Annotated in this window: 13 protein-coding genes and 1 pseudogene; 9 read left to right on the top strand and 5 right to left on the bottom strand. The window is 73.9% G+C overall.

The features are described 5' to 3' along the window. Positions 1 to 348: 348 nt before the first annotated feature. A complete protein-coding gene (locus ACFW1I_RS35210; RefSeq protein WP_384677641.1) occupies positions 349 to 720 on the top strand; it encodes a VOC family protein in 372 nt (123 codons plus the stop codon). 3 nt (positions 721 to 723) lie between these two features. Here ACFW1I_RS35210 and ACFW1I_RS35205 read toward each other — a convergent pair whose 3' ends face one another. From ACFW1I_RS35205 to ACFW1I_RS35190, 4 genes are all read right to left on the bottom strand, one after another. Further along, a complete protein-coding gene (locus ACFW1I_RS35205; RefSeq protein ID WP_384677639.1) occupies positions 724 to 1,581 on the bottom strand; it encodes an ABC transporter permease in 858 nt (285 codons plus the stop codon). Further along, positions 1,578 to 2,546 (bottom strand): ATP-binding cassette domain-containing protein, encoded by a 969-nt coding sequence (locus tag ACFW1I_RS35200; RefSeq protein WP_384677637.1) that lies wholly within the window; start codon positions 2,544 to 2,546, stop codon positions 1,578 to 1,580. The genes ACFW1I_RS35205 and ACFW1I_RS35200 overlap by 4 nt, the downstream gene beginning before the upstream one ends. Before the next feature lie 64 nt (positions 2,547 to 2,610). Continuing rightward, a complete protein-coding gene (locus ACFW1I_RS35195) occupies positions 2,611 to 3,015 on the bottom strand; it encodes a hypothetical protein (protein WP_384677635.1) in 405 nt (134 codons plus the stop codon). A gap of 86 nt (positions 3,016 to 3,101) precedes the next feature. Next, positions 3,102 to 3,515, bottom strand: a complete 414-nt coding sequence (locus tag ACFW1I_RS35190; protein ID WP_384677633.1) for a RidA family protein — start codon at positions 3,513 to 3,515, stop codon at positions 3,102 to 3,104. Positions 3,516 to 3,680: 165 nt separating this feature from the next. On the opposite strand from ACFW1I_RS35190, the gene ACFW1I_RS35185 reads away from it, so the two are divergent. The 7 genes from ACFW1I_RS35185 to ACFW1I_RS35155 all read left to right on the top strand — a co-directional run bounded on the left by ACFW1I_RS35185 (position 3,681) and on the right by ACFW1I_RS35155 (position 10,824). Continuing rightward, complete coding sequence (locus ACFW1I_RS35185; RefSeq protein WP_384677631.1) at positions 3,681 to 4,115, top strand: hypothetical protein; 435 nt, start codon at positions 3,681 to 3,683, stop codon at positions 4,113 to 4,115. 133 nt (positions 4,116 to 4,248) lie between these two features. Then, complete coding sequence (locus tag ACFW1I_RS35180) at positions 4,249 to 4,665, top strand: hypothetical protein (protein ID WP_384677629.1); 417 nt, start codon at positions 4,249 to 4,251, stop codon at positions 4,663 to 4,665. A 4-nt stretch (positions 4,666 to 4,669) separates the two neighbouring features. Continuing rightward, positions 4,670 to 5,707 (top strand): endonuclease/exonuclease/phosphatase family protein, encoded by a 1,038-nt coding sequence (locus ACFW1I_RS35175; protein ID WP_384677627.1) that lies wholly within the window; start codon positions 4,670 to 4,672, stop codon positions 5,705 to 5,707. Between the two features lie 17 nt (positions 5,708 to 5,724). Next, positions 5,725 to 5,961 carry a DUF2630 family protein gene (locus ACFW1I_RS35170; RefSeq protein WP_031014873.1) on the top strand — a complete coding sequence of 79 codons (237 nt, stop codon included), beginning with the start codon at positions 5,725 to 5,727 and terminating at the stop codon, positions 5,959 to 5,961. Between the two features lie 98 nt (positions 5,962 to 6,059). Further along, a complete protein-coding gene (locus tag ACFW1I_RS35165; RefSeq protein WP_384677624.1) occupies positions 6,060 to 8,021 on the top strand; it encodes an FUSC family protein in 1,962 nt (653 codons plus the stop codon). Between the two features lie 291 nt (positions 8,022 to 8,312). Beyond that, on the top strand, positions 8,313 to 9,785 hold the full coding sequence (locus ACFW1I_RS35160; protein ID WP_384677622.1) for an APC family permease: 1,473 nt from the start codon (positions 8,313 to 8,315) through the stop codon (positions 9,783 to 9,785). A gap of 49 nt (positions 9,786 to 9,834) precedes the next feature. Then, a complete protein-coding gene (locus ACFW1I_RS35155; RefSeq protein WP_384677620.1) occupies positions 9,835 to 10,824 on the top strand; it encodes a hypothetical protein in 990 nt (329 codons plus the stop codon). Between the two features lie 44 nt (positions 10,825 to 10,868). On the opposite strand, the gene ACFW1I_RS35150 is transcribed toward ACFW1I_RS35155, so the two are convergent. Next, positions 10,869 to 12,929 carry a PhoX family protein gene (locus ACFW1I_RS35150; protein ID WP_384677618.1) on the bottom strand — a complete coding sequence of 687 codons (2,061 nt, stop codon included), beginning with the start codon at positions 12,927 to 12,929 and terminating at the stop codon, positions 10,869 to 10,871. A 252-nt stretch (positions 12,930 to 13,181) separates the two neighbouring features. Between ACFW1I_RS35150 and ACFW1I_RS35145 the strand changes: the two are divergent. After that, positions 13,182 to 14,110: pseudogene (locus ACFW1I_RS35145) on the top strand (hypothetical protein); the annotation flags it as partial.

Here is a 14,110-nt window from a genome sequence, read left to right as displayed (position 1 = left end):
GTGCGGGTTCAGGCGCAGAAGCCTAGGCCCGGCGGACGGGCGCCGTTCCGTGTGCCCACCCGTTCCGCCCTGCGGAACGCCTGCCCACACGGAGGTGCGGCGACCGGTGCCGCCCAGCAGCCGGGCCCGGCGCGCAGCCGGACGGGAGGGTGGGAACCGTCCCGCGGAGCGCCTGCCCGCGCGGAGGCCCGGTAAGCGGCACCGTCCCGCGGAACGCCTGCCCGGGCGGAGGGGCAGCGAACGGGCCCCGCTCGGAAGACGGGCCCGGGGTGGGCGGACGGGTGGGTGGGCGCCGTCGCGGTGGTGTTCGTCGTGCGGAGGTCGCGCGCACGGCGCAGGATGGCGGGCATGGACATCAAGCTCGAACTGATCGGCGTCCCGGTCACCGACATCGACCGGGCCAAAGCCTTCTACGAGCGCGTCGGCTTCCACGCGGACCACGACGTCACCGTCAGTGAGGCGATCCGCTTCGTCCAGATGACCCCACCCGGCTCGGCGTGCTCGATCGCCTTCGGGAAGGGCATCACCGAGATGGCCCCGGGCTCCCTCGACAACATGCAGGTCGTCGTCGACGACATCGAGCGCGCCCACGCCGAACTGACCGCCCGCGGCGTCGACGTCGGCGCGATCGACGACCAGCCGTGGGGCTCCTTCGTGTACTTCACGGACCCGGACGGCAACCGCTGGGCCGTCCAGCAGAAGACCCCGCGCGGGCAGTGACCCTCACTTGCGGTTGTAGAGCCGCATCGTCACCGCTCCGAAGACCGCCACCAGCGCCACCGACCACCCGAGCGTCCAGGCGATGTCCGCCGCGGGCCAGTCGCCGGCCATCAACTCCCGTACCGCCGTCGCCAGATGGGTCACCGGGTTGTTGTTGACGAACGCCTGGAGCCAGCCCGGCATGGTCTTCGGGTCGACGAAGACGTTGGAGAGGAACGTCAGCGGGAAGATCACCATCATGCTGACGCCCATGACGGACTTCTCGCTGCGCAGCAGCAGCCCGAACATGGTCCAGATCCACGAGAACGCGAACGAGAAGACCAGCAGCAGCGCCACCCCGAGCAGCACGCCGGCCACCCCGCCGCCGGGCCGGTAGCCGATGACGAGGCCGACGCTCAGCATCACGGCGGAGGCGATCAGATAGCGCACGACGTCGCCGAGGAGATAGCCGACCATCGGCGCCGGCCGCCAGATCGGCAGGGTGCGGAAGCGGTCGAAGACGCCCTTCTCGATGTCGGTGTTGACCGAGACGCCGGTGTACATGGTGATCATCACGACCGACATCACCAGGATGCCGGGCAGCAGGAACTGGATGTACGCCGAGACCGACCCGGCGAGCGCGCCGCCGAAGAGGTACGTGTACATCAGCACCATCATGATCGGGAACGCGGTCACGTCGAACAGCTGCTCCGGCACGTGCTTGATCTTCAGCATGGCGCGCCAGCCGAAGGTGAGCGACGCGGCGAGCGCGCCGGGCCGGGCGGGCCGGTCCTTCGTGAGGAGCAGGGCGGCGAGTTCGTCGGCGCGGGGCGCGGCGAAATCCACGTCCCGACCGGTCTCCGTGGACGTGCCGGTGCTCATGCCGTGGGCCCCTTCCGGTCGGTGAGGGCGAGGAACACCTCGTCCAGACTGGGCTGGCCGAGGGCGAAGTTGTCGACCGTGATCCCGGCGCGGGCCAGTTCGGCGAGGGCCCGGGCGGCCTGCTCGGCGGCGCCGAGGTCGGTGCCGTGGCCGTTGACGGTGGCGGTGAGGGCGACCGGGTCGGGGTCGAGCTGGACGGCGGCCCGCAGGGCGGTGGCGAGGACCCGTTCGGCCTCCGCCCGCTGCTCCGGGTCCCGGAGCCGTACGTGCACGGAGCCCGAGCCCACCGACGCCTTCAGCTCGCCCTTCGTGCCCTCCGCGATCACCTTGCCGTGGTCGATGACGGCGATCCGGGAGGCGAGCTGGTCGGCCTCGTCGAGGTACTGGGTGGTGAGGAGGACGGTCGTGCCCTGGTCGACGACGGCCCGCACGATGTCCCACACCTGGTTGCGGCTGCGCGGGTCGAGACCGGTGGTCGGCTCGTCGAGGAAGAGCAGGTCGGGGGTGTTGAGGATGGACGCGGCGATGTCGATGCGGCGCCGCATGCCGCCCGAGTAGTTCTTGACCTGCCGGTCGGCGGCGTCCGCGAGCCCGAACGCGGCGAGCAGCTGCGCGGAGCGGTCGCGGGCGGCGGGGCGGGCGTGGCCGAGGAGGCGGGCGAGGAGGACGAGGTTCTCGGTGCCGGTGAGGTCCTCGTCGACGGAGGCGTACTGGCCGGTGAGGCTGACGCGGCCGCGGACGGTGTCGGCGTCCCGGACGACGTCGTGCCCGAAGACGCGGGCGTGGCCGGCGTCGGGGCGGAGCAGGGTGGCGAGCAGCTTGACGGTGGTGGTCTTGCCGGCCCCGTTGGGCCCGAGCAGCCCGTAGACGGTCCCGCGCGGGACCCTCAGGTCGACGCCGTCCAGGGCCGGGTTCCCCCCGAACCTCTTGACCAGCCCCTCGGTCTCCACAGCCAACCCACTCATCCCCCCAGTCTCCCCCGCACCCCCACCCCCCGCACCCGCCACGCGGGCCGGGACGGGCGCGGGGTCAGTACGGGGACGGGTGGCCGGTGGCGTCTTCGTGGGTGTAGAAGAGGTAGAAGGCCGCGCCCCCCACCCCCGCTCCCACGATCAGCCCCAGCACGCTCGCCGACAGCACGCTCGCGCCGGACAGGCTGAAGAGGAAGCCGATCGCGCCGCCCGCCAGCGCCCCCCACGCCACCGCCCGCGGTTCGCGCGGCAGCGCGCGGCCGTAGGTGCGGAGCGCGTACACCGCTCCGGCGAGGAGGATCGCGGAGACGAGGCCGAGCCACAGCTGGCCCCAGGTCAGCGCTCCGCCGTGGCGCGAGACGGTCGAGGCGTAGAGGCCGTAGGCGATGCCGAGGACGGCGGGCAGGACGGCGCCGTGCAGGTTCACGGGGCGCCGCGCGGGTACCGCTGCGTGTGCGGCCATGGCAGGGGCTCCTTCATGTCGCAAGGTCGCGGGCACTCGTTCACTCGTGTCCAGCGCACACCCGCGCCCCCGCCCCCGCAAGTGGATCAGCCGCCGCCCCCGGGCCGTACCGCCACCGCGTCGATCTCGAAGAGCATGCCGGGCAGCGCCAGCGCGGCGACCCCGCTGAGCGTCTGCGCCGGGAGCCGGTCGCCGAAGGCCGCGTGCAGCGCCTTGCCGAGCGCCTCCAGCTTGCCGAGGTCGTGGTCGACGACGTACGAGCCGAGCCGGACGACGTGCTCGAAGCCGAGCCCGACGCCTTCGAGGGCGTGCCGCAGGTTCGTGAGCGAGAGGTCGACCTGCGCGGCGAAGTCGCCGGGGACGGGCGCGCCGGTGGCGTCGGAGGCGTACTGCCCGGCGATGAAGACGAGTTCGCCGGGGGCGGAGGCGGCGTGGCTGTAGCCGAAGGGGGCGGGGTCGTGGAGGGCGGGCGGGTTGGTGAGGGTGCGCTGGTCGGTCATGACGGTCGTCGTTCCCTTCCCGTTTCTCGATATCCGGTGTCCAGGATGATGAGCCAATCCCGGACCTTACACATCCAGAATCAGCGGCGGCAAGGGGCGCCGGCCCCTCACCCGTTCAGCCCAGCCAGAAGGTCGAATTCGCCCGATTGCTCCCACGATGGGGCCATGAGCCAGAACAGCGCACCCTCCCGCCCGCACAAGTCGAGCACCTCCGAGGCGTGGTCCTCCGGCGGGACGCTCTTCGCCGGTGTCCTCATGCTGGTCACCGGCATCATGGACGTCTTCCAGGGCATCGCCGGGATCGCCGAGGACGACGTCTACACCCGCGTCGGCGACTACGTCTTCAAGTTCAACCTCACCACCTGGGGCTGGATCCACCTGATCATCGGCATCGTCGTCGCGATCGCCGGCTTCGGGATCCTCAAGGGCGCCGAGTGGGGCCGGATCGCCGGTATCTCGCTGGCCTCCCTCAACCTCATCGCCCAGTTCCTCTTCCTGCCGTACCAGCCCTGGTGGGCTCTGTTCTCGATGGCCATCTCGGTCTTCGTGATCTGGGCCCTCGCCACGGACGACGCGTACGGCCGCACCGAGCGCTACTGAGCGGGGACGAGGGACACCGCGGATGACCGCCCACCGACCCCGACCCCGGCCCCGGCCCCGGCCCCGGCCCCGGCCCCGACCAACAACCCGGACGCGGACCCGGACGCGGCCATCGGCGAGGATGGGGAGGACGGTGGGCGCCGCCCTCCTCGCCCTCGCCGTCGCCGGCGGCGCCGGCGGCTGCGACGCCGCCAAGGAGGCCGCCGGGGACCTCGTCTCCTCGGCGACCGCCGCCGTCGCCTCCGCCGCCCAGGAGAAGATGGACCGGATCAAGGACGGCGTGAACGCCACCGGCGACGTCACCGCCGGACCGACCTCCGTCGACGGCGACCGCACGGTCGCCACGGTCACCGCCGCCAACCCCCTCGACCAGACCGCCGACTACACGGTCATGGTCACCTTCCGGGACGGCGGCGGGAACTTCCTCGACACGGTCGTCCTCACCATCGACGGCGTCGCGGCCGGAGCCTCCAAGTCCGGTACGGCGCGCAGCAATCGGGCGCTCGGCGGGGACACCACCGCGGAGATCACGCGGGCCCTGCGACACTGAGGGAGTGGACCGAGCCCTCACCGCGGCCCCGGGCGAAGCGATCCCGCAACCCCCGCCGCCGCTCCCGTCCCCGCCGCTCCGGCCCAGGCACCGCGACCGCGCGCTCGCCTGGGCCGCCGGGCTGCTCCTGGTCGTCCCGGCGGTCGTCGCCGGGAGCCGCGCCCTGGACGTCGACGGCGACACGCCGCTCCCCCAGCTCCTCTCCTTCCTGCCCTGGCTGACCGTCCCCGCCGGGCTCGGGCTGCTGCTCGCGGCCGCCGCCCGCCACCGGCCGCTCTCCTTCCTCGCCGTGCTCGTCCTCACCGCCACCGCGTGGGCGTCGCTGCCGTACACCCCGCTGCTCGCCGTCACCCACGGCCGTCCCATCGCCCGGATCCGGGTCGTCGCCGCGAACGTCGAGTTCGGGCAGGCCACCGGCTCCCTCGTCGACCTCGCGCGCCGGGAGCGGCCCCAGCTGCTGTACGTCTCCGAGTGCGACCCCGCCTGCGGGCGCGCCCTCACCGCCGCGCTGTCCCGGCAGCTGCCGCACCGGGTCTCCGTCGACGCGGCGGGCTCCGCCGGCTCCGTGCTGCTCAGCGCCTATCCGCTGCGCGACCGGTCCGTCGTCCCCGGGGTCATGGGCATGCCGGGCGCCACGGCGGAGATCGCGGGACGGCCGGTACGCCTCCAGCTCGCCCATCCCATGCCGCCCGTCCCCGGCCAGGTCGCCCTCTGGAAGGCCGAACTCGCCCGCCTCCGGGACGCCGTCGCCGGCCGCCCCGCCGGCGAGGCCCTGATCGTCGCCGGCGACTTCAACGCCTCCCAGGACCACGCCGCCTACCGCTCCCTCGTCTCCGCCGGCCCCTTCCTCGACGCAGCCCGCATCACCGGCGCCTCCCGCACCCCCACCTGGCCCGCCGAGGGCCCCCTCCCGCCGTACGTCCAGATCGACCACGTCCTGACCAGCCACGCCCTCACCCCGACGGCCACCCGCTTCCCCGCCCTCCCCGGCAGCGACCACCGGGCCGTCGTCGCCGACCTCGACCTGCACGACGGGCGCTGATCGGCGACTCTGGAGGCATGGACAACGAGCAGATCCTCGACGACATCGGAGCGCTCGTGGAGGAGGAGCGCGCCCTCCGCAGGCGCACCGGCGGCCTCCTCCCCGAGGAGCGCGCCCGCCTGGCCGACCTGGAGGTCCGCCTCGACCAGTGCTGGGACCTGCTCCGGCAGCGGCGCGCGAAGGCGGAGTTCGGCGAGGACCCCGACACGGCCGCCCTCCGCCCCGCCGCCGAAGTCGAGTCCTACCGCAACTGACCGCGACTGACCGCAACTGCCCCCGCGCTCCCCGCGCTCCCCGCGGCCCGCGCGGCCCGCACCGTCCCGGAGCGGGGCGGGCGCGTAAGTTAAGGGGCATGGGTCCTGGACGGCGTCGGAACGGTCGGCTGGTTCCTCCCGCGTGGCTGACCGCGGGACTCCGCCCCGCCCCCGCCCCCATCCCCTGGGCCGCAGTCGTCCGCGCCTCGCTCGCGCTGTCGTTGCCGCTCGCCGTGGGTCTCGCCGTCGGGGAGCCGCAGTACGGCGCGCTCGTCTCGATGGGCGCGCTCTCCGGGGTCATCGGCGACACCGCCGACGCCTACCGGATGCGGATCTTCAACATCGCCGTCCCGCAGCTGTTCGGCGCCCTCGGCGTCACCCTCGGGACGCTCGTCTTCGGACAGGGCTGGCTCGCGGTCGCCACCCTCACCCTCGTCGCGCTCGTCTCGGGGATGATCTCCTCGATCGGCGCGGTCGCCTCCGCCTCCGGCCTGCTGCTGCTCCTGAACGCCGTCGTCGGCGCCGGCCTCCCCATGCCCGACCCCTGGTGGAAGGCACCGCTGCTGCTGACGGCCGGCGGGCTCGTCGTCCTGGCACTGACCCTGCTCGGCTGGCCGCTGCGCCGCGCCGCGCCCGAGCGGGCCGCGGTGGCGGCCACCTACCGGACGGTGGCCGGACTGTACGAGGCCGCGGGCTCGGAGGCGTACCAGGAGAAGCGGCAGGAGGTCACCGCCTCGCTGAACCAGTCGTACGACCTGATCCTGGCCCGCCGCACCCGCCAGCACGGCCGCACCTCCTCGCTGGCCCGGCTGCTCGCCCAGCTCAACGTGCTCGTCCCGCTCCTCGAAGCCGCCCCCGCCGCCGACCTGCGGGCCCGGCTGTACGGCCCGCTGCCGCCTGCCGTCGCCGCGACCGTCCGCGACCTCGCGGACGCCGTGGAGAGCGGCCGTACCGGGCGGCCCGAGCCCCCGGAGCCGGTGTTCGGCCCCTCCGCCCGGCCCGCCGAGAAGGCCGTCGAGCACGCCCTGCGGCACGCCGCCACCGTCGTCCACGAGGCCGAACCCGACCCCTACAACGTCGACGACCGGCTCGGCCGCCCCGCCTCGCTCACCGTCCGGGCCCGCCGCGCCGCCCGCACCATGCTGCTCTCCGAGCCGTCCTGGCGGTACGGGCTCCGCCTGGCGCTCTGCATCGGCCTCGCCCAGGCACTCGTCTCGCTGATCGCCGTGCCCCGCTCGTACTGGGTCGCGCTCACCGTCACCTTCGTGCTGAAGCCGGACTTCGGCTCGGTGTTCTCGCGGGCGGTGCTGCGCGCGGTCGGCACCTGCCTGGGGCTCGTCTCCGCCGCGCTCGTCCTCGCCGAGGTGCCCCGCGGCTGGTGGGACGTGCCGGTGATGGCGGTGCTCGCCGCGCTGATCCCGGCGTTCTCGGCGAAGGGGTACGCCTTCCAGACGGCGGCCATCACCCCCGTCATCCTGCTGCTCTCCGACGCCCTCAACCAGGAGGGCTTCGACCTCGTCCTGCCCCGCCTGTACGACTCCCTCATCGGCTGCGCCATCGCGCTCGTCGCCGGCTACCTGCTGTGGCCGGAGTCCTGGCACAGCCGGATCGGCGACCGGCTCGCCGACGCCGTCGCGGACTCGGCCGCCTATGTGGAACGCGCCTTCGGCACGGACGCCGACGCCGGCCGGCTGCGGGCCCGCCGCAAGCTCTACCGGGACCTGTCGGCGGTCCGCTCCGAGTTCCAGCGCGCCCTCACCGAGCCGCCGCCGACCGGCACCCGCGCCGCCGCCTGGTGGCCGCTGGCGATCGCCGTCGAACGGATCGTGGACGCCACCACCGCCGCCCGCATCCGGGTCGCGCACGGCGCCCCGCCGCCGGACCCGGTGGAGGTGACGGCCGTGGCGCGCGAACTGCGGGAGCTGGCCGAGGGCCTGCGCGCCACCGAGACCCTCTTCGCGGTCCGCACCGAACTGCCCGGCGACGACGAGGGGGTCCTCGCCCCGCTCCGCCAGGAGGTCCGCGCGGCCCGCGCCATCGCCGGCCCCGAGCTGCGCTGACCGCCCCCCAAACCCCTTTGGGACGGTACGTGGGGGCGTATCGGAGGACTTACCGGCGGTCACGGAACGGAACCCTCCTGCCACCGTTACCGGATTCCACCGGGGCGACTACGATGCGCTCGACCGCCCCGACGTGATCAGCGCCCGCGCCCCTGCCCGCGCCCACGCCCGGCCGGCCAACCGGCTCGCCGACCGGGCCACTTCACCTTGCCCACCACCCTCCTCGTCCCCCTCATCCCTCCGTCGTCCGGAACCCCCCACACCCGCTCCCAGGACTCCGAGGACACCGTCATGCGCACGACCACCAGCAGAGGGCTCCAGCCCAATGTCCTCGGCACCTTCGACACCATCGTGATGGCCGTCGCGGGCAGCGCCCCCGCCTACTCGCTCGCCGCCACGACCGCCGTGCTCTTCGGGGCGGTCGGATACGCCGGGCCCGCCGCGCTGCTCTACTGCGCGATACCGATGTTCGGCATCGTCCTCGCCTACGCGCGCCTCGGCCGGATCGACGTCAACGCGGGCGCCGGCTACTCGTGGGTGGGCCGCACGCTCCACCCCTTCCTCGGCTTCCTCTCCGGCTGGGCGCTGGTCTTCGCCGCGACCGTGTTCATGGTGGCCGGCTCGCTGCCCGCCGGCGCGCTCACCCTCGCCCTCTTCGACGGGGACCTCGCCACCTCGACCCCGCTGGCGACCGGTGTCGGCGCCTGCTGGTTCCTGCTGATGCTCGGCGTCGTGCTGGGCGGCGCCCGGCTCACCGTACGGGCCCAACTCCTCATGTCCGGCATCGAGATGGCGATCCTGCTGGTCTTCGTCCTCGCGGCGGTGGCGCACCGCGGCCGGGCCGTCGCCTTCGACTGGTCCTGGTTCGGCCTCGGGCACTTCCACGGCCCCGAGGGCTTTGCCGCGGGCGCCCTGATCGCCGCCTTCTACTACTGGGGCTGGGACGTCACCAGCAACCTCAGCGAGGAGACCCGGAACAGCCGGCGGACGGCCGGGCTCGCCGCGCTGGTCGGCGTCGGCTTCGTCTTCCTCCTCTTCGTGGCCTTCACGGTCGCGGTGAACGTGCTGCTGCCCGCCGACGGGATCCTGTCCGCCGGGCCGAACGTGCTCGCCGTCCTCGGCGAGGAGATCTGGCCGGGCGTCGGCGGGAAGCTCCTGGTCGTCGCCGTGATCCTGTCCACGGTCGCGACCCTGGAGACCACCCTCCTCCAGGTGACCCGCTCGCTCTTCGCGATGGGCCGCGACCGGACCCTCCCGGCCGCCCTCGGCCTGGTCCACCGCCGCTGGAACACCCCGTGGGTGGCGATCGCCGCCGTCGGCGCCGCCGCGCTCGTCCTCTTCGGCGCCGCGGCCGCCGCCGGCTCCGTGCAGCGGATCCTGCGCGACGCGGTCTCCGCGATCGGCCTCCAGATCGCCTTCTACTACGGCCTGGCGGGCATCGCCGCCGTCGTCGCGTACAAGTCCCTGCTGCTGCGCTCGGCCCGGAACTTCCTGCTCGGCGGGGTGTGGCCGCTGCTCGGCTCCGCCTTCATGCTGTGGGCGTTCGTGGAGTCGCTGGGCGAGCTGTCCACCACCGCCCTCGCCATCGGCCTCGGCGGGCTCGCCGCCGGCCTCGTCCCGATGACGGTGTACTGGCGCAAGGGCAGCGACTACTACCGGCCCGCCCGCCTGGACGCCTCCCGCGCCCTCGCCGCCGCCGACGAGTCGGCCCCGGTCTCCCCCGGCACCCGCCTGCGGGACAAGAGCTACGCCACCGACTTCTGACGCCGACCCGCCCGTTGCTGTACCGACGCACCGATCGAAGGAGGCCCCCATGGGCGTACGCCGACGCGCCCTCAGACGGTCCCGCGCGGACCGGTTCATCCCCGACTTCGACCCGGACTTCGGTGACCGCGCGCTGACCGAGGCCCGCCACGACATCGTCATCGGCCGCTGGCAGGGCGTACGGGACCTGCTCGCCGCCACCGGCGACGACTGGGCCCGCCGCACCCACCGGATCCGGCTGCTCTCGCACGCCGCCGCCGGCAGCTCCACCGTCGAGACCTGGCGGGCCGCCGAACCCCGCAGCGCCGACGCCGCCGTGCTCCGGGCGGCGACCGAGGTGGTACGGGTCTTCGACGCGGCCATCGCGGCCGGCCGGGGCGCCGCCGTGGACCGGGCCCGGATCGACGCGGCCGTCGACGCCTGCCGGGGCGCGGCGGACGCGGCACCCGCCGACCCGATGCCGTGGGTGTCGCTGCTCTCCGTCGCCCGGCTGTACGACGGCGGCGTGCCGCGCCGCGAACTGCGCTACTGGTTCGACGAGTTGCGGCGCCGCGACCCGTACAACACCGAAGGTCACGTACAGGTGCTGCGCTACCTCTCGGCGCGCTGGCACGGCACCCACGGGTCGATGTACGACTTCGCGCGGGACGCGGCGGGGGTGGCGCCGCCCGGCTCGGCGCTGCCGGTCCTGGTGCAGGTGGCACGGGTGGAGGAGTACCGCTACATCGCCGACGGGGCGCTGGGCCGGGGCCCGGTGCGCGGCTTCGACCAGCACTGGAAGCACGAGCTGGCGGTGACCGAGCTGCGGCGCACCTACGAGCGCTGGATCGGCGGCCGGGACGCCTCGCGGCCGGTCGCCCCCGAGGAGGTCGGGGACCTCAACTTCCTGGCGCACGCGGCCTGTTACGCGGGCCAGGTGGAGCCGGCGCGGGAGCTGCTCGGCCTGCTCGGGACGCGGGCGGCGTGGGTGCCGTGGGCGTACACGGGCGACCCGGAGGAGCAGTTCGTCCGCTTCCGGGAGGGCCTGGGGGTCGGCTGACCCCCAGGCCCACGCGTACGGCTACCGCCGGACCGGGATCCGGATCAGACGCCGATGTCGCGGCCGTCGGTGCGCCAGACGGCGACGACCGACGGGCGGACGATCCTGCCGGGGCCGTCGGGCCAGACGGAGGCCGGGTTCTCGACGGAGGCGCCGTCGATCTCGCCCGGGTGCTGCACGGCCACCAGGACGCGGCGGTCCTGGATGATCGGGCCGCAGGTCTCGGCGCCCTTGGGCACGGTCAGGAACTGCTTCAGCTCACCGCGGCGCTCGCCGTGGGTGGCGACGCCGAAGAGGCCGTCGTGCGAGCCGAGCTGGTTGCCGTCGGTGGAGATCCACAGGTTGCCGTGCGGGTCGAAGGCCACGTTGTCCGGGCAGGAGATCGGGGAGACCTTCTCCTTCGGGTAGCCGGCGAAGTAGGTGGCCGGGTCGTTCGGGTCGCCGGCGACGAGGAAGAGGCGCCAGGCGAAGCCGTCCGAGGACGGGTCGTCCCAGTGCTCGGCCAGCTCCAGGACCTGCCCGTGCTTGTTGGCGTTGCGCGGGTTGGCCTCGTCGGCCGGCGCCTTGCCGGCCTTGCCGCGGTCCTTGTTGTTGGTGAGGGCGACGTACACCCGGCCGCTGCGGGGCGACGGCTCGACGTCCTCGGGGCGGTCCATCTTCGTCGCGCCCGCCTTGTCACCGGCGACGCGGGTGAAGACGAACACCTCCTCGGCGGTCATGCCCGGCACGTGCGAGACGGCGCCGTCGGGGCCGGCCGTCGCGAGCGGGATCCAGGTGCCGGAACCGTCGAACTCGCCGTCGTTCGGGAGCTTGCCGGTGCCGTCGATCTCGGCGGCCGGGGAGTCGCCGGTCAGCTTGGCGACGTACAGCGTGCCCTCGTCGAGCAGCGTGAGGTTGTGCTCGCGCGCCCGGCGCGACGAGCCCTTCATCATCCGCTTCGACGACACGAACTTGTAGAAGTAGTCGAACCGCTCGTCGTCGCCCATGTAGACGACCGGACGGCCGTCGGCGGTCAGGCGCGGCTGCGCGGCCTCGTGCTTGAAGCGGCCGAGCGCGGTGCGCTTGCGGGGCGTGGACTGCGGGTCGTACGGGTCGAGCTCGACGACCCAGCCGAAGCGGTGCGCCTCGTTCGGCTCCTGCGCGAGGTCGAAGCGCTTGTCGAACCGCTCCCACTTGCGCTCGGAGGCGCCGGCGACCATGCCGTACCGCTTGTCCGTCTCGGACGAGCCGTTGGCGAAGTACTGGTTGAAGTTCTCCTCGCCGTGGAGCGTGGTGCCCCACGGGGTGGTGCCGCCCGCGCAGTTGTTGAGCGTGCCGAGGACCGTACGCCCCTCCGGGTCGACCGAGGTCCTCACCAGCGCGGAGCCGGCGGCCGGGCCGGTCAGCTCGAACTCGCTGGTGGTGTGGAGGCGGCGGTTCAGGTAGTGGCGGGAGACCGGCGTCAGCTTGCCGGTGCGGCGCTCCTCCTGCACGACGACGACGGACAGGCCGTGCGCGGCCCAGGCGATCTCGACCTGCTCGCGGGTCGGGTTCTCGGCGTCGTAGCCGCGGAACATCAGGATCTCGTCGGTGTACTCGTGGTTGGCGACGAGCACCTGCTTGCCGTACTCCCCGCGCAGCGGCAGCAGGGAGAGGAAGTCGTTGTTGTAGCCGAACTGACCGGCCTGCGCCGCGGCGGTCTGGTTCTCGGAGTCGAAGGCGGGGGCGCCGCGGAGGATCGGCTCGCCCCACCGGATGACGACGTTCTGCCCGTAACCGGACGGGACGGTGACCTGGTCGGCGGTGTTCGGCGCGACCGGCGCGAAGCGGAGGCCGCGGGCGCCGTCGCCGGCGGGCGCGGGCTTGTGCCCGGGGTGCGCCTCGGCCGCCGGGGCGCCGCCGAGGACGAGCGAACCACCGGCGGCGGTGGCGACCGTCGCGACGGCGGCGGCACGGAGCGCGGAACGGCGGGACAGCACACCGGCTATGACGTCGCCGACGTACTCGTTGTCGCTGGTGTTCGGCACCTCGTGGAAGCAGGCGTCACCACAGCGGAACCGGCAGGTGAGAGCGGAACGACCGCCCCCGTGCGGGTTGGTGCCGATCAGCGGCAGCAGTTTGCGCACTTCGTCCTCCTCCGGCGCAGCACTGCGCCGACATGGTGTCGGGAATCCGTTCGGCCGCGACGGTATGTGCGCACATCTGCACGGGGACGGCGGCGGAATGAACGCCGGATGAATGCACGGCAACCGTGACCGACGGGGTCCACAGAACCGGAGGACGCGGCCGCTAACCTTACGTGTCCGCCCTGGCCAGGGATGAAGGACGCATACCGCATCCAACTCATGCGAAAGGGTTCGCCCATGGGTATTCGGAGCTTGCTGCGCAAGGTATTCGGCCGCGACCGCGAAGATCCCGCGACCCCTTCCGTCCCGCCCCAGTCCCGCGAACCCGAGCCCCCCGCGGCGACGCTCGCCACGGAGCCCACCCCCGAGCCCGACCGGGAGCCCACCCCTCCGGCGACGGCCGCCGAGAAGGCCGCCAACGCCCTGGTGGCAGCGTCCTTCGACAACCCCCAGATCCCCAAGGCCCGCACGTCCCCGCAGACGGCCCCGGCGGGGGAGCCTGCGACGGCGGATCCCGAGACCGCGGAGCCTGCGGCACAGGCCGAGGCTGCGGAGCCTGTCGCGCAGGACGAGGTCGAGGTCGAGGCTGCGGAGCCGGCGGCACAGGCCGAGGCTGCGGCTGAGGCCACGGAGGCTGCGGTCCAGGCCGAGGCCGAGGTCAAGGCCGAGGAGCCTGTCGCGCAGGCCGAGGTCGCGGCTGCGGAGCCTGCGGCCCAGGCCGAGGTCGCGGAGCCGGCGGCGGCCGACGCCGAGCCGGAGGCCGAGACCGCGGAGCCGGCGGCCGAGGCCGAGGTCGCTGCGCCCGAGCAGGACGTGGAGGTCGAGGTCACGGGGCCGGAGGCGGACACCGCCGCCACGCCGGAAGCCGCTCCGGCCGACGCCGTCGAGGCGAGCGCGGACACGGACGCGGAGCGGGCGACGGTCGCCGAGACGACCACCGAAGCGGAGTCGACGCCGGAGGCGGACACCGCCGAGGCCGACGCCGCTGAGGCGACGGAGCCCGACACTGCACCGGCGGACGTCGCCGAAGCGAGCGAGGCGGCGGCCGAGCCGGAGGCCGAGACCGAGCCCGCCGCCGAGGCGGCGCCGGAGGCGCAGCCGACGGCCGAGGCGGACGCCGAGGCGGCCACCGAGGCCGACGCCATCATCGACGCGGACGCGGACGTGGCGGAGCCCAGCAC

The organism is Streptomyces sp. NPDC058955 (assembly GCF_042741435.1).
GTDB lineage: Bacteria > Actinomycetota > Actinomycetes > Streptomycetales > Streptomycetaceae > Streptomyces.
The sequence above is the reverse complement of the archived record's forward strand: the minus strand, read 5'-3'. Positions and strand labels throughout refer to the sequence as shown.